Here is a 14,775-nt window from a genome sequence, read left to right as displayed (position 1 = left end):
GTGGCGGTTCCGACCTGGACGAGTGAATCCCGACGGGAAGCCGGGACCAGGGAGGGACAAACCGCCTAAGAAGGTCACATGCGTACTCGTTGGCTCCGTAACCGCTCGGCGCTCGCCCTGGCCGGAGTGCTGTTCGCCGGCACGCCGGCCGCGTACACCGCCCTGGCCGACGGCCGGCCCGCCGCCGTGCCGGCGCGCGGCAAGGCCTACGTCGAGACCCGGCTCTTCTTCGGTACCGCACGGCCGGACGGCGGCCCCGCCGTCACCGACCGGCAGTTCACGGCCTTCGTCGACAAGGAGGTCACCCCGGACTTCCCCGACGGGCTGACCGTGCAGAGCGGGCGCGGGCAGTGGCGGGACGCGCACGGCACGATCGAGAAGGAGCGGTCGTACGAACTGATCCTGCTGTATCCGGAGCCGGCGGCGAAGAGCGGCGACCGGAAGATCGAGGAGATCCGGCGGGCCTACGAGAAGGCCTTCGCGCAGGAGAGCGTGGGGCGGGTGGACGAACAGGCCCGGGTCGACTTCTGACGATCCCGCCGTCCGTCCGTCTCTGGCGCCGAAAAACTATCGCCGCTAGTTTGTGAGGCCTCAGACCCTGCCCGCCGGGAGGAAGCAGCATGAAGGCACACGACGGCCTGTACATCGACGGCGCCTGGCGCGCCGCCGAGAGCCAGGACGTGATCGAGGTCGTGAACCCGGTCGACGAGCAGGTCATCGGCCGGGTCCCGGCGGGCGGCGCGCTGGACGTCGACACCGCCGTGCGCGCCGCACGTGCCGCCCTCCCGGTCTGGGCCGCCACCCCGCCCGCCGGGCGGGCCGCCCGGCTCGGCGCGCTCCGCGACGCGCTGGCGGCACGCAAGGACGAGATCGCCGAGACGGTCACCGCGGAGCTGGGCGCCCCGCCGCAGTTCTCGCAGGCCGTGCACGCGGGGCTGCCGATCGCGGTCGCCGGCTCGTACGCCGAACTGGCCGCGGTCCATCCGTTCGAGGAGAAGGTCGGCAACTCGACCGTCCACCAGGAGCCGGTCGGCGTGGTCGGCGCGATCACGCCCTGGAACTACCCGCTGCACCAGATCGTCGCCAAGGTCGCCCCGGCGCTCGCGGCCGGCTGCACGGTCGTCCTCAAACCCGCCGAGGACACCCCGCTCACCGCCCAGCTGTTCGCGGAGGCGGTGGCCGACGCGGGCTTCCCGGCCGGTGTGTTCAACCTGGTCACCGGCCTCGGTCCGGTGGCCGGGCAGGCCCTCGCCGAGCATCCGGGGGTGGATCTGGTCTCCTTCACCGGCTCGACGGCCGTCGGCAAGCGGATCGGCGCGGTGGCCGGGGCGGCCGTGAAGAAGGTGGCCCTGGAGCTGGGCGGCAAGTCCGCCAACGTCATCCTGCCGAGCGCCGACCTCGCCAAGGCCGTCAACGTCGGCGTGGCCAACGTGATGTCCAACTCCGGGCAGACGTGCAGCGCCTGGACGCGGATGCTGGTACACACCGACCAGTACGCGCAGGCGGTGGAGCTGGCCGCGGCAGCCGCCGCCAAGTACGCGGAGCGGATCGGACCGGTCGTCAGCGCCAAGCAGCGTACCCGGGTGCGGGGTTACATCGAGCAGGGTGTCGCGGAGGGCGCCCGGCTGGTCGCCGGGGGCCCCGAAGCCCCGCGCGAGCAGGGCTATTTCGTCAGCCCGACCGTGTTCGCCGATGTCACCCCGGACATGACGATCGCGCAGGAGGAGATCTTCGGCCCGGTGCTGTCGATCCTGCGTTACGTGGACGAGGAGGACGCGCTCCGGATCGCCAACGGCACGGTCTACGGCCTCGCGGGCGCCGTCTGGGCGGGGGAGGAGGCGGAGGCGGTGGCCTTCGCCCGGCGCATGGAGACCGGGCAGGTCGACATCAACGGCGGACGCTTCAACCCGCTGGCGCCGTTCGGCGGTTACAAGCAGTCGGGCGTCGGCCGGGAACTCGGCGCGCACGGCCTCGCCGAGTACCTCCAGACCAAGTCCCTTCAGTTCTGAGGAGGCCGCTCTGATGGCTGCCACAGTCCGAGCCGCCGTACTGCCCGCCGTGGGCGCTCCCCTCGCGGTCACCGAGATCGTCCTCCCGGACCCCGGACCGGGCCAGGTCCGGATCCGCCTCGCCGCCGCCGGCGTCTGTCACTCCGACCTCTCCCTGTCCGACGGCACCATGCGGGTGCCGGTCCCCGCCGTCCTCGGACACGAGGGCGCGGGCACGGTGGCCGCCGTGGGGGAGGGCGTCACCCGGCTGGCGCCCGGTGACCCGGTCGTCCTCAACTGGGCGCCCTCCTGCGGAAGGTGCCACGCCTGCGCGCTCGGCGAGGTCTGGCTGTGCGCCGACGCGCTGGCCGGCGCCGCCGACGTCCACGCCCGCACGGCGGACGGCACCGACCTGCACCCCGGCCTGAACGTCGCCGCGTTCGCGGAGGAGACGGTGGTCGCCGAGTCCTGCGTCCTGCCGCTGCCGGGCGGCATCCCGCTCACCGACGCGGCCCTGCTGGGCTGCGCGGTGCTCACGGGCTACGGCGCCGTCCACAACTCGGCGCGGGTCCGGGAGGGCGAGACCGTCGCGGTGTTCGGCGTCGGCGGGGTGGGCCTGGCCGCGGTGCAGGCCGCCCGGATCGCGGGCGCGTCCCGGATCGTCGCGGTGGACGTCTCCGCGGCCAAGGAGGAACTGGCCCGGGCCGCCGGGGCCACCGACTACGTGGTCGCCTCCGACGCCACACCCCGGGCGATCCGGGGGCTCACCGGGAAACAGGGCGTCGACGTCTCCGTGGAGTGCGCCGGCCGCGCGGTCAGCATCCGCGCGGCCTGGGAGTCCACCCGCCGGGGCGGCCGTACGACGGTGGTCGGCATCGGTGGCAGGGGCGAGCAGGTCACCTTCAACGCCCTGGAGCTCTTCCACTGGGGCCGCACCCTCTCCGGCTGCGTCTACGGCAACTCCGACCCGGCCCGCGACCTGCCGGTGCTCGCCGAGCACGTCCGGGCCGGCCGCCTGGACCTGGGCGCGCTGGTGACGGAACGGATCGCCCTGGAGGGCATCCCCTCGGCGTTCGAGAACATGCTGGTGGGCAAGGGCGGCCGGGCCCTGGTCGTCTTCTGACCCCGAGGAGGGTCACGGCACCCGTTCGGGGTGCGGCTCCCCGGCCGTCGGCACGGTACGGGGGGCCCGCGTCCGGGCCCGGGACCGGGACACCGCCACACCGGCCAGGCACAGCACCCCGCCCGCCAGGGTGACCGGCCCCGGCACCTCGCCCAGGGCCAGCCAGGACATCAGCACGACCAGCGCCGGCACGGCGTACGTCGTCGCGCCCATCCGGCTCGCCGTGGTCCGGGCGAGGGCGTATGCCCAGGTCGTGAAGGCGAGGGCGGTCGGGAAGATCCCGAGATACACCATGTCGAGGGTCGCGGACAGTGGTGCGCCCGCGACCTGGTGCACCAGCTGCCCGGCGAACGGGAGGGTGGCCACGGTGCCCACGAGACACCCGTACGTCGTCACCTGGAGCGCGCTCGCCCGGGCCAGGGCGGGTTTCTGGGAGACCACACCGGCCGCGTAGGCGACCGCCGCGAGCAGGCACAGCACCACGCCCAGGACCGAGGAACCGCCCCCGCCGGCCATCGAAAGACCCACGGTCACGGCACCCGCGAACGACACCGCCATCCCGGCGAGCAGCCGGGGCGGCATGGGGTCGCCGAGCAGCCGGGCCCCGAGCAGGGCGATCAGCAGGGGGCCGACGTTCACCACGAGGGCGGCCGTCCCCGCGTCGACCTGCTGCTCGCCCCAGTTCAGGGCGACCATGTAGAAGCCGAACCAGAGCACGCCTGATATCCCGACACCCCGCCACGCGGACCGGGGCGGCAGCCCTTCGCGCCGCACCAGGCAGAGCAGCCCGAGCGCGACCGACCCGGAGAACAGCCGGCCGAGGGCGAGGGCACCGGGGGAGTAGGAGTCCCCCGCACTCCGGATGGCCACGAAGGCGGAGGCCCACAGCACGACGGTGACGACGGCGGCTACGGCGGGGAGGGCGGAGACGGCGGGGGCACGGGGGAGGGACCGGGGCGCGGGATTCGTCATGACATTGAGGTTAGAGAGGGAGGCGGGGGCGGGGCTGGCGGATTTCGGACGGCCGGCCGGGACCGGGGCGCGGCCTACCCCGCCGTCTCCTTCACCTGGGTGAACTGCTGGGCCAGCCCGTCCAGCAGCGCCCGCACCCCCGTCTCGAAGGCCCGTTCGTCGATCTTCTCCTGCTGGTCCGCCAGCAGGTGCGCCTGGCCCAGATGCGGATAGTCGGCCGGATCGTAGGCGCTCGCGTCGTCCACGAAGCCCCCGGCGAACGATCCCAGCGCCGATCCCATGACGAAGTAGCGCATCAGCGCCCCGATCGACGTCGCCTGCGCCGGCGGCCACCCCGCGTCCACCATCGCGCCGTAGACCGCGTCGGCGAGCCGCAGCCCGGCGGGGCGGCGTCCGGGACCGCGGGCCAGGACCGGGACGATGTTCGGGTGGTCGCGCAGCGCGGCCCGGTACGACACCGCCCAGTCGTGCAGCGCGGTCCGCCAGTCCCGCCCGTCGCCGCGCCCGAACATCGACAGGTCGACCTGCGCGCTCACCGAGTCCGCGACGGCCTCCAGGATCTCGTCCTTGGTGCGGAAGTGGTTGTAGAGCGAGGGCCCGCTCACCCCCAGCTCGGCCGCGAGCCGGCGGGTGGAGACGGCCGCCAGGCCCTCCGCGTCCACGAGTTCCCGTGCCACCCGGACGATCCGGTCGGTGCTGAGGAGGGGCTTGCGCGGTCGGGCCATGGCGCACATAGTAGGGCTGCACCAGTAAACTAGCACTGCTAATTTAAATGTGGGGTGATCGCATGGTGGACCTGGGACTCAGCGAGGAGCAGACCGCCGTACGGCAGCTCGCGCGGGACTTCGTCGAGCGCGAGATCGCCCCGCACGTGATCGCCTGGGATCGCGCCGAGGAGGTGGACCGGGGGATCGTGAAGAAGCTCGGCGAGGTCGGTTTCCTCGGCCTGACCGTCGACGAGGAGTACGGCGGCTCGGGCGGCGATCACCTGTCGTACTGCCTGGTCACCGAGGAACTCGGCCGCGGTGACTCCTCGGTGCGCGGAATCGTCTCGGTCTCCCTGGGCCTGGTCGCCAAGACCGTCGCCGCCTGGGGCAGCGAGGAGCAGAAACGGCGGTGGCTGCCGGGGCTGACCTCCGGCGGGTACGTCGGCTGCTTCGGTCTCACCGAACCCGGCACCGGCTCCGACGCGGGCAGCCTCACCACCCGCGCCGTTCGCGACGGCGACGACTACGTCGTCAACGGCGCCAAGATGTTCATCACCAACGGCACCTGGGCCGACGTGGTCCTGCTCTTCGCCCGCTCCACCGACGCGCCCGGCCACAAGGGCGTCTCCGCCTTCCTGGTGCCCGCCGACACCCCCGGCCTGACCCGCCGGGCCGTGCACGGCAAGCTCGGCCTGCGCGGCCAGGCCACCGCGGAACTCGTCCTGGAGGACGTCCGGGTGCCCGCCGCCGCGATGCTCGGTCCCGAGGGCAAGGGCTTCTCGGTGGCCATGTCGGCGCTGGCCAAGGGGCGGATGTCGGTCGCCGCCGGCTGCGTCGGGATCGCCCAGGCCGCGCTGGAGGCGGCCGTGGGGTATGCGGGGGAGCGCGAGCAGTTCGGCACCCCGATCGCCGGCCACCAGCTGGTCCAGGAGCTCATCAGCGACATCGCCGTCGACGTGGACGCGGCCCGGCTGCTGACCTGGCGGGTCGCCGACCTGGTCGACCGCGGCCTGCCGTTCGCCACCGAGTCCTCCAAGGCCAAGCTCTTCGCCTCCGAGGCCGCCGTGCGCGCCGCCAACAACGCCCTCCAGGTCTTCGGCGGCTACGGCTACATCGACGAGTACCCGGTCGGCAAACTCCTGCGCGACGCGCGGGTGATGACCCTTTACGAGGGCACCAGCCAGATCCAGAAACTGCTCATCGGGCGGGCACTGACAGGCGTTTCGGCGTTCTGAGTAGGTCTCTGAGTATCCCGACGGATGTGGCGCGGGCCACGTCCGCCGATCATCGGACCATGAATGACACACCGGTCAGACAGCAGAACACGGCCGCCTACTACGGCCAGGCCGTCGCCTCCTTCGCCATCGCCGTCACGGCCACCGCCATCGGCATCTTCCGGCTGCACGCAGACGCCTGGGTGCGCGCCTTCCTCGGCATCGCCGTCCTCTACTTGGTCACCTCCGCCTTCACCCTCGCGAAGGTCGTCCGCGACCGTCAGGAGGCCGGGCAGATCGTCAGCCGCGTCGACCAGGCCCGGCTGGAGAAGCTGCTCGCCGAACACGACCCCTTCGAGAAGCTCTGAGTCGTGGGACAAGCTCTGAGCGGGCATGCTAAGCGCTCGCTCAGCTTCGGCGGTATGGTGGTGCTCCGGTACCGAGAGGGGCGAGCGAGCGATGAGTACGGCGGAGGAGACGACCGGCGGCGAGGTCGAGCCGTGGGACGAGGTCACCCCTGACGCGGCCCGGCGGCTGCTGGTCGCCGCCGTGGAGGCCTTCGCCGAGCGCGGCTACCACGCCACCACCACCCGCGACATCGCGGGCCGCGCCGGCATGAGCCCGGCCGCGCTCTACATCCACTACAAGACCAAGGAAGAGCTGCTCCACCGGATCAGCCGCATCGGTCACGACAAGGCCCTGGAGATCCTCCAGACGGCGGCCCGGCGCGAGGGCACCGCCGCCGAGCGGCTCGCCGACGGCGTCAGCTCCTTCGTCCGCTGGCACGCCGGACGGCGCACCACCGCCCGGGTCGTGCAGTACGAACTGGACGCTCTCGGCCCCGACGCGCGCGCCGAGATCCTCGCGCTGCGCCGCCAGGTCGACGCCGAGGTGCGCGGGATCATCGAGGACGGCGTCGCGTCGGGGGAGTTCGACGTCATCGACATCCACGGCACCACCCTCGCGGTGCTCTCCCTCTGCATCGACGTCGCCCGCTGGTTCAACGTGGACGGCCCCCGCACACCCGAGCAGGTCGGCGCGCTCTACGCCGACCTCGTGCTCCGGATGGTCGGGGCCAGGTAGCCCTGCGGACCGGACGGCCTCGCGGGCGGCCGCTCCTACAGGTAGTACCGGGACACCGACTCCGCCACGCAGACCGGCTTGTCGCCGCCCTCGCGCTCCACGGTGAAGGCGACACTCACCTGGACACCGCCCGTGACGTCCGTCACGTCGGTGATCGTGGCGGTGGCGCGCAGCCGGGAACCGACGGGGACAGGGGCAGGGAAACGGACCTTGTTGGTGCCGTAGTTCACGCCCATCCTGACGCCCTCGACCGAGATCAGCTGGGGGCCGAAGAGCGGGAGCAGCGACAGCGTCAGGTAGCCGTGCGCGATGGTCGTCCCGAACGGTCCCGCGGCGGCCTTCTCCGGGTCGACGTGAATCCACTGGTGGTCGCCCGTCGCCTCCGCGAACAGATCGATCCGCTTCTGGTCGACCTCCAGCCAGTCGGTGTGGCCAAGTTGCTCGCCCACGGCCGCCTTCAGCTCGTCGGGGGAGGTGAAGATCCTCGGTTCTGCCATGTTCCCGGCCCTCTCGCGATCGCACGTCCATACCTAAGCGACTGCTTAGCATGGTCGGGAGCGGGCTCCCTGTCAACGGAGCGCGGCCCGCGCGGGTCGGTAGGCTCTGCGGGGTGCCGCAGATTCCCGACAAGATCCAAGAGCTGAGCGTGGGCCAGTTGTCCGCGCGCAGCGGCGCCGCCGTCTCCGCACTCCACTTCTACGAGGCCAAGGGGCTCATCAGCAGTCGGCGCACCACCGGCAACCAGCGCCGCTACACCCGCGACACACTACGCAGGGTGGCCTTCGTCCGGGCGGCACAACGCGTCGGCATCCCCCTCGCCACCATCCGAGAGGCCCTGAGCGAACTTCCCGAGGAACGCACCCCGACCCGGGAGGACTGGGCCCGTCTCTCGCGCGCCTGGCGCGCCGAACTGGACGAACGCATCAGGCAGCTCAACCGGCTGCGCGATCACCTCACCGACTGCATCGGCTGCGGCTGTCTCTCGCTGGACACCTGCGTGCTGTCCAACCCGGACGACGCCTTCGGTCAACGCCGGGCGGGCTCGAGCCTGTTGCCGGAGCGCCCCTGAACCCGGCCGGCGGCGAGCACACGCGGGGACGGCGGCCGGCGTCGACGCGGCCGGTCCCGACGCCAGTTGGGGGGGTGCGCCCCCGACGCACCCCAGGGGGTCAGGCCGACATGAGCAGCCGTCCGCGCCTGGCGTAGGCCAGGGCCTCGGAGGTGAGCACCGGACGCGGCACCAGGATCCCGCAGTCCGTGCAGACCGGACCGGCGGAGGGCTCGTGGTCCAGGTCGTACTTCCAGATGAGGCGCTCCCCGGCGCACACCGGGCAGACCGCGCCCGGTTCGCGCTCCAGGGCGGCGATCAGCCGTCGCAGCACCTCGGCCAGTGGTTCGTCGGGGTGGACCCGTGGGTCGTCGCACCAGGCCACTCCGAATCCGCCCCAGGTCAGCCGATGCCAGTCGTCCACGCTGCCCGGGCGGCGCAGCCCGTCGTGCTTCTCCTTCTTGCGGCGCTCCGCGAACTCGACCTCGTAGGCCAGCCAGACCGCCCGTGCCTCTTCCAGCTCCTCCAGTGCGCCCACGAGACGCGCTGGATCGGGGGACCGGTCCTCAGGACCGAACCCGGCCCGCGAGCAGAGATGGTCCCAGGTCGCACGGTGCCCGTAGGGAGCGAACCGCTCCAGGCACTTGCGCAGCGAGTAGCGCCGCAGCGCCAGATCACACCGTGGGTCTCGCACCTGTCTCGCCAGACTCCGGAAACCGGCCATCGCCCTGCACCTCCGTCACACCTGCACCTGTACTCCGGTCACTTCGGCGGCGTCGCACGGACGTCGCGCGGCGTTGCCGTATAGACGTATCGACACTCGAATCGGCTCCATCGGATTTCCGATGCCGTCCATAAGGCCGCCCGCCTTGACCGACGGCCGGTGACGCCGCCGACTCGGGCCACCACTCCAAAACTTGACGCATGTTCATCTTCAATCCCGGGGATACCGGCGGTAACGTCCGGCACCACCCCCGTCGTGAGGAGTCGCCATGCCCCGGCGCACCAGACATCACGCGTTGTTCGACAGACTGAGAACTCCCCGCAAGCTCCCCGGGTTCCTGAAAGCGGCATCTGTATGCGTCCTCGTCGCCGGTCTGCTCTCCCCGCTGGCCCAGGCCACTCCGGCCGCGGCGGCCACGGCCTCCAACGACTACTGCGGCGGCCAGTGTTCGGACATCCTTCCGCCCGGTGAGAACGGCAACGCCACTCTCGCCCAGGTCCTGCTCAACCAGGTCTTCGGCACCCAGCCCGCGCACGCCGAGGACCAGTTGGGCCCCTACAGCAACCTGGCCACGGGTTACTCCACCCTCACCGACGCGAAGATCAACACGTTCTTCAACGACTCCTCGTTCGGGGTCGCCTCCGATCAGGTCGCCTCCACGGAGAGCCCGGCGGGGCGCAGCGACGTGACGATCGTCCGCGACAAGAAGACGGGCGTCCCGCACATCACCGGTACCACCAGATACGGCACGGAGTTCGGCGCCGGCTATGCCGCGGCTGAGGACCGGCTGTGGCTGATGGACGTGTTCCGGCACGTCGGCCGCGGCCAGCTCACCACCTTCGCCGGCGGCGCCGCCTCCAACCAGGGCCTTGAGCAGGAGTTCTACCGCAACGCCCCCTACACCGAGGCCGACCTCCAGGCGCAGATCGACAACGCCGTCGCCAACAACGGCACCCGCGGCCAGCAGGCCCTCGCCGACGCCAACGCCTACCTCGCCGGCGTCAACTCCTACATAGACGCCTCCGACAGCGGCCGTTACTTCCCCGGCGAGTACGTCCTGACCGGTCACAAGGACTCGATCACCAACGCCGGCACCATCGACCACTTCAAGATCACCGACCTGGTGGCCCTGGCCTCCGTGGTCGGCTCGCTGTTCGGTTCCGGCGGCGGAGGCGAGGTCAACAACGCCCTCTCACTGCTCGCCGCCCAGCAGAAGTACGGCGTGGAGCAGGGCACCAAGGTCTGGGAGTCGTTCCGCGAACGCAACGACCCCGAGGCCGCGCTCACCGTCCACAACGGCGAGAGCTTCCCCTACGGCACCAAGCCGTCCAGCCCGCAGGGCGAGGCACTGCCGGACTCCGGTTCGGTGGCGACCGAGCCACTGGTCTACGACGCCACCGGCACCGGCGCCGACCAGAGCGCCTCCGCCGCCTCCGCCGCGGCGACCGCGACCGCCCTCAGCTCGGCCAGGCGCGGGATGTCCAACGCGCTCGTGGTCAGCGGCAGGCACACCGCGAGCGGACACCCGGTCGCCGTCTTCGGACCGCAGACCGGCTACTTCGCCCCGCAGCTGCTCATGCTCCAGGAGATCCAGGGCCCGGGCATCAGCGCCCGCGGCGCCTCCTTCGCGGGTCTGAGCATGTACGTCGAACTCGGCCGCGGCCAGGACTACGCCTGGTCCGCCACCACCTCCGGCCAGGACATCATCGACAGCTACGCCGTCGAGCTCTGCCAGGACGACCACCACTACCTGTACCACGGCACCTGTACGGCCATGGACGAGGTCGAGCAGAAGAACTCCTGGAAGCCGACGACCGCCGACGGCACGGCCGCCGGCTCGTACACCATGCGCGTGTGGAAGACGAAGTACGGACCCGTCGAATACCGCGCGACCGTCGGCGGGAAGAAGGTGGCCTACACCACCCTGCGCTCCTCCTACATGCACGAGGCCGACTCGATCATCGGCTTCCAGATGCTCAACGACCCCGACTACGTGAAGAGCCCGGAGACCTTCCAGAGCGCGGCGCAGCACATCAACTTCACCTTCAACTGGTTCTACGCCGACTCCTCGCACACCGCGTACTACAACAGCGGCAACAACCCGGTACGGGCGACCGGCGTCGACCCCGAGTTCCCGGTCTGGGCGCAGGCGGCCTACGAGTGGCAGAACTGGAACCCGGCCACCAACACGTCCGACTACACCCCGGCCTCGCAGCACCCCAACTCCATCGACCAGGACTACTACATCTCCTGGAACAACAAACAGGCACTGAACTACACGACGGCGAGCTGGGGCGACGGATCCGTCCATCGCGGCAACCTCCTCGACGACCGGGTGAAGAAACTCGTCGCGGCCGGGGGAGTCACCCGCTCCTCGCTCGTGAAGGCCATGTCGGACGCGTCGCTCACCGACCTGCGGGCCGAGGACGTGCTGCCGGACCTGCTGAAGGTCGTCAACAGCAGTACGGTGACCGACTCCACGGCCGCCGCGGCCGTCACCAAGCTCCAGACCTGGCTGACCGCGGGCGGCAAACGCACCGAGACCTCGGCCGGTTCGAAGACCTACGCCAACGCCGACGCCGTCCGGATCCTGGACGCATGGTGGCCGCTGCTGGTGAAGGCCGAGTTCCAGCCCGGCCTCGGTGACAGCCTGTACACCGCGTTCACCAACAACCTGTACATCGACGAGACCCCGTCGGCCGCGCACGGTCCGACCGGGGCCCACGCCGGAAGCTCCTTCCAGTACGGCTGGTGGAGCTATGTCGACAAGGACATCCGGTCGGTGCTCGGGCAGAGCGTGTCGGGTCCGCTGGCCGCGCAGTACTGCGGCGGCGGCAGCCTCAGCGCCTGCCGGGACATCCTGATCAGCACGCTGAAGACGGCGGCCGGCACGAGCGCGTCCACGGTCTACCCCGGGGACTCCCTCTGCTCGGCCGGCGACCAGTGGTGTGCCGACTCGATCGTCCAGCGCACCCTGGGCGGCATCAAGCACTACAACATCAGCTGGCAGAACCGCCCGACCTTCCAGCAGGTCGTGGAGTTCACCTCGCACCGCTGAGCAGGCAGTTCCACGGCGGCGGGGTCAGCCGATCCGCCCCGCCGCCAGCACCACCCTCGCCAGTTCGGGGTGCACGATGTCACTGTGCGCCCCGCACGGCGGGCCGCCCCTGCTGACGACCGCCGCCGCGTCCACGTTCACGCAACCGGGCGCGGCGAGCGGGCCGCGCAGGGCCGCCGCCAGGTCCAGTGACCGGGTGCCCGGTACCGCCTGCACACCGTCGTGACCCATCGCGCCCCACCGGGCGCCCAGCGCCCCGCCCACGTTCAGGCCCAGTACCGACTCGTCGTCGTCCGCCATCCGCGAGGCCAGCGGATACATCGTGCCGAGCGCCCCGTCGAAGTGGGAGTAGCAGCACACCAGGGGACCGTCGATCCGGTTCTCCTGGCCCTGCAGCACCCCGCCCGCACGCGCGTCGTGGGGCAGCCGGGGGGCGAACGCGTAGTGCGAGAAGGCCCCTTGCAGCAACGTCACGGACTTCACCGTGTGCACCCCGTCCGGCAGCCCGCGCAGCGCGAACGACACCAGCCGGCCGCCGAAACTGTGCCCCACCAGATGCACCCGCAGCCCTGGCGCGACACCGGCCAACTGCCCCACGACCCGGCCCAGCCCGCGCTCCCCGACGGTCCCGGCGCGGCGCTTCATCGCGTAGTACGTCGCCTGCCGCAGCAACTCCTTCGCGCCGTCCCAGGGATTGGGCAGCGCGAACTCCGCCGTGCCGGTCCCCGGCCGGACGGAAGCCAGCGTCTGCGCGAACTCCTCGCACAGAGCCGTCGTGTCCCCGGTGAACAGCACCGGGTCGTTCTGCGGGACGCCCTCCGCGAGGGTGTCCGCCGCGAACAGCGGCTGGGGGCCGCCGGGCAGGACCTCGACGAGGAGCCGTACCAGCCGCCCGAACTCCTCCAGCTCGGCCGCGGGGCGCTGCTCCAGCATCCGGGCGATCTGGTCGACCACGGTGGCCCGGCCCGGGAACGTGTCGAGGAGCGCGTGCCGGGTGTCCTTGTCGAGGACGGGGGCCGGTCTCTCCTCCGCCTCCGTGGCCACCACCGACTTCGGGAAGTCCGGGATCGGCTCGTCGCAGAACCGCATCGACGGCCACACCACCCCGACGTACCCGATCCGCGCCTTCGGCGCCAGTTTCGGGATCGGTGCGAAGAACCGCCGGTACAGGGCGGTCGCGCCCGAACGGTCGTTGTTCCAGCCGTGCGCGAAGACGATCAGGTCGCGGACGCCGTGCGCCGTCACCTCGCCCAGCAGCCGGTCGCGTTCGGCGCCGTCCGGGTCGCCGTCGGCGTCGAAGGTCAGCTCCCAGTAGGGAGCCACGCTCATCCCGGAATCCGCCATGCCAGGCTCCTCGTGCCCCGAACCGGTGCGATGTGCGCGCATCGTCCCGCTGCCGGGCAAGGTTGGCCATACAGCGCGCCTCACCCGTAGAGCAGAAATTCCTTTCGGATCCGGCGGAACGCGGCGAGTTCGTCCCGCCAGGCGCCGACGATCTCGTCCGTTCCGGCGCCCGCGTCGGTCATCGTGCGCACGGTCGTGGATCCGGTGAGCCTGTCGATCCAGTCGTCGGACCGCCAGGCGAAGTCGCTCCACACCTTCTTGGCGGTCACCAGGAGCGCGATCCCGGTGCGTACCGGGTCGTAGGCGGCCCGGTCGTGCACGTGGATCTGCACCCCGCCCACCGTCTTGCCCTGGAACTTGGAGAACGTCGGCGCGAAGTACGCCTCCCTGAACCGCACGCCCGGCAGACCCAGCTGGTTGGCGGAGGCCGCCCACCGTGCGTCGACGCCCTCCGCGCCCAGCAGTTCGAAGGGGCGGGTCGTGCCGCGCCCCTCGGAGAGGTTCGTGCCCTCGAACAGACAGGTTCCCGAGTACACGAGGGCGGTGTCGGGGGTGGGCATGTTGGGGCTCGGCGGCACCCAGGGCAGTCCGTAGGCGTCGTAGAAGCGGTCCCGCCGCCAGCCCGTCATCCGCACGACGTCCAGCTCGACCGGGGAGGTCAGGAACTGCGCGTTGAACAGTTTCGCGAGCTCGGCGACCGTCATCCCGTGCGCCTGCGCGATCGGCTGCCGGCCGACGAAACTGGCGAACTCCCGGTGCAGGACCGGGCCCTGGGCCGTGCGTCCGGTCACCGGGTTGGGGCGGTCGAGCACGACGAAGCGCCTGCCCGCCAGCTGGGCGGCCTCCATGCAGTCGTACAGCGTCCAGATGTACGTGTAGAAGCGGGCGCCGACGTCCTGGATGTCGAAGACGACCGTGTCCACGCCGGAGGCGGTGAAGACGTCGGCGAGGGGCCGGCCGCTCTTGAGATAGGTGTCGTAGACGGGCAGGCCGGTCGCCGGGTCGTCGTAGCGGCCCTCGGAGCCGCCCGCCTGGGCGGTGCCGCGGAAGCCGTGCTCGGGGCCGAAGACCGCCGTCAGCTCGACCCGCGGGTCGGCGTGCATGACGTCGACGATGTGGCGGACGTCGGCGGTCACGCCGGTGGGGTTGGTGACGATGCCGACCTTCTGGCGGGCCAGGAGGGCGTAGCCGTCGGCGGAGAGGCGGTCGAAGCCGGTCTCGAAGTGCGCCCCGACGCGGCCGGGGGCGTCGGCCAGGGACGCCGCGGGTACGGGTGTCACGGCTGCCGCCGTGGCCGCGGCGAGCACACTGCGTCGGGAAGGGCGCCGCATGAGAGGCCTCCGTCGTCGTCCGGGTGCGGATCGTGCGTGGCTGGTCGCGCAGTTCCTCCCCCAGCCGGCGGCCGGGGGTGCCCCCAGTGCCCCTGGGGACGGCGGTCCTGGTGTGTCGGGCCGTGGCCCTGCGCCCTTAAAGGGGGTGTGACCGTCGCCCTTTTCTCAAACATACCGACCGGT

General features: G+C 71.5%; 14 protein-coding genes. 8 read left to right on the top strand and 6 right to left on the bottom strand.

Annotated features, from left to right (window positions below; translation table 11 throughout):
* Positions 1–78: 78 nt before the first annotated feature.
* From ACFXI4_RS29695 to ACFXI4_RS29685, 3 genes are all read left to right on the top strand, one after another.
* Positions 79–531, top strand: a complete 453-nt coding sequence (locus ACFXI4_RS29695; RefSeq protein WP_384996724.1) for a DUF3574 domain-containing protein — start codon at positions 79–81, stop codon at positions 529–531.
* A gap of 89 nt (positions 532–620) precedes the next feature.
* On the top strand, positions 621–2,009 hold the full coding sequence (locus ACFXI4_RS29690; protein WP_384996721.1) for an aldehyde dehydrogenase family protein: 1,389 nt from the start codon (positions 621–623) through the stop codon (positions 2,007–2,009).
* A 13-nt stretch (positions 2,010–2,022) separates the two neighbouring features.
* Positions 2,023–3,111: a Zn-dependent alcohol dehydrogenase gene (locus ACFXI4_RS29685; protein ID WP_384996719.1), complete on the top strand. Its 1,089-nt coding sequence runs from the start codon at positions 2,023–2,025 to the stop codon at positions 3,109–3,111.
* A 12-nt stretch (positions 3,112–3,123) separates the two neighbouring features.
* Here ACFXI4_RS29685 and ACFXI4_RS29680 read toward each other — a convergent pair whose 3' ends face one another.
* Together ACFXI4_RS29680 and ACFXI4_RS29675 are read right to left on the bottom strand one after the other, a co-directional pair.
* On the bottom strand, positions 3,124–4,083 hold the full coding sequence (locus tag ACFXI4_RS29680) for a DMT family transporter (RefSeq protein WP_384996717.1): 960 nt from the start codon (positions 4,081–4,083) through the stop codon (positions 3,124–3,126).
* Between the two features lie 74 nt (positions 4,084–4,157).
* Positions 4,158–4,808: a TetR/AcrR family transcriptional regulator gene (locus tag ACFXI4_RS29675; protein WP_362726378.1), complete on the bottom strand. Its 651-nt coding sequence runs from the start codon at positions 4,806–4,808 to the stop codon at positions 4,158–4,160.
* A 65-nt stretch (positions 4,809–4,873) separates the two neighbouring features.
* Between ACFXI4_RS29675 and ACFXI4_RS29670 the strand changes: the two genes are divergently transcribed.
* The 3 genes from ACFXI4_RS29670 (at position 4,874) to ACFXI4_RS29660 (ending at position 7,087) form a co-directional block, all read left to right on the top strand.
* Positions 4,874–6,025 (top strand): acyl-CoA dehydrogenase family protein, encoded by a 1,152-nt coding sequence (locus tag ACFXI4_RS29670; protein WP_362726387.1) that lies wholly within the window; start codon positions 4,874–4,876, stop codon positions 6,023–6,025.
* A gap of 59 nt (positions 6,026–6,084) precedes the next feature.
* Positions 6,085–6,372, top strand: a complete 288-nt coding sequence (locus ACFXI4_RS29665; protein ID WP_384996715.1) for a YiaA/YiaB family inner membrane protein — start codon at positions 6,085–6,087, stop codon at positions 6,370–6,372.
* A 91-nt stretch (positions 6,373–6,463) separates the two neighbouring features.
* Entirely contained in the window at positions 6,464–7,087 is a 624-nt protein-coding gene (locus tag ACFXI4_RS29660) for a TetR/AcrR family transcriptional regulator (RefSeq protein WP_362726371.1), read from the top strand.
* 35 nt (positions 7,088–7,122) lie between these two features.
* Here the strand turns inward: ACFXI4_RS29660 and ACFXI4_RS29655 are convergent, their stop codons facing one another.
* Complete coding sequence (locus tag ACFXI4_RS29655) at positions 7,123–7,584, bottom strand: MaoC family dehydratase (protein WP_384996712.1); 462 nt, start codon at positions 7,582–7,584, stop codon at positions 7,123–7,125.
* Positions 7,585–7,697: 113 nt separating this feature from the next.
* Here ACFXI4_RS29655 and soxR point away from each other — a divergent pair, with 113 nt between their 5' ends.
* On the top strand, positions 7,698–8,156 hold the full coding sequence (soxR, locus tag ACFXI4_RS29650; RefSeq protein ID WP_362726367.1) for a redox-sensitive transcriptional activator SoxR: 459 nt from the start codon (positions 7,698–7,700) through the stop codon (positions 8,154–8,156).
* Between the two features lie 100 nt (positions 8,157–8,256).
* On the opposite strand, the gene ACFXI4_RS29645 is transcribed toward soxR, so the two are convergent.
* Positions 8,257–8,859: a hypothetical protein gene (locus ACFXI4_RS29645; protein WP_384996709.1), complete on the bottom strand. Its 603-nt coding sequence runs from the start codon at positions 8,857–8,859 to the stop codon at positions 8,257–8,259.
* 268 nt (positions 8,860–9,127) lie between these two features.
* On the opposite strand from ACFXI4_RS29645, the gene ACFXI4_RS29640 reads away from it, so the two are divergent.
* A complete protein-coding gene (locus ACFXI4_RS29640; protein ID WP_384996706.1) occupies positions 9,128–11,917 on the top strand; it encodes a penicillin acylase family protein in 2,790 nt (929 codons plus the stop codon).
* A 24-nt stretch (positions 11,918–11,941) separates the two neighbouring features.
* Here the strand turns inward: ACFXI4_RS29640 and ACFXI4_RS29635 are convergent, their stop codons facing one another.
* Together ACFXI4_RS29635 and ACFXI4_RS29630 are read right to left on the bottom strand one after the other, a co-directional pair.
* Positions 11,942–13,261: a serine-threonine protein kinase gene (locus ACFXI4_RS29635; RefSeq protein ID WP_384996703.1), complete on the bottom strand. Its 1,320-nt coding sequence runs from the start codon at positions 13,259–13,261 to the stop codon at positions 11,942–11,944.
* Positions 13,262–13,341: 80 nt separating this feature from the next.
* Positions 13,342–14,592: an exo-beta-N-acetylmuramidase NamZ domain-containing protein gene (locus ACFXI4_RS29630; protein ID WP_384996700.1), complete on the bottom strand. Its 1,251-nt coding sequence runs from the start codon at positions 14,590–14,592 to the stop codon at positions 13,342–13,344.
* Positions 14,593–14,775: the final 183 nt, after the last annotated feature.

It is taken from the genome of Streptomyces sp. NPDC059224, from assembly GCF_042754285.1.
In the GTDB taxonomy this organism is placed as follows: domain Bacteria; phylum Actinomycetota; class Actinomycetes; order Streptomycetales; family Streptomycetaceae; genus Streptomyces.
The sequence above is the reverse complement of the archived record's forward strand: the minus strand, read 5'-3'. Positions and strand labels throughout refer to the sequence as shown.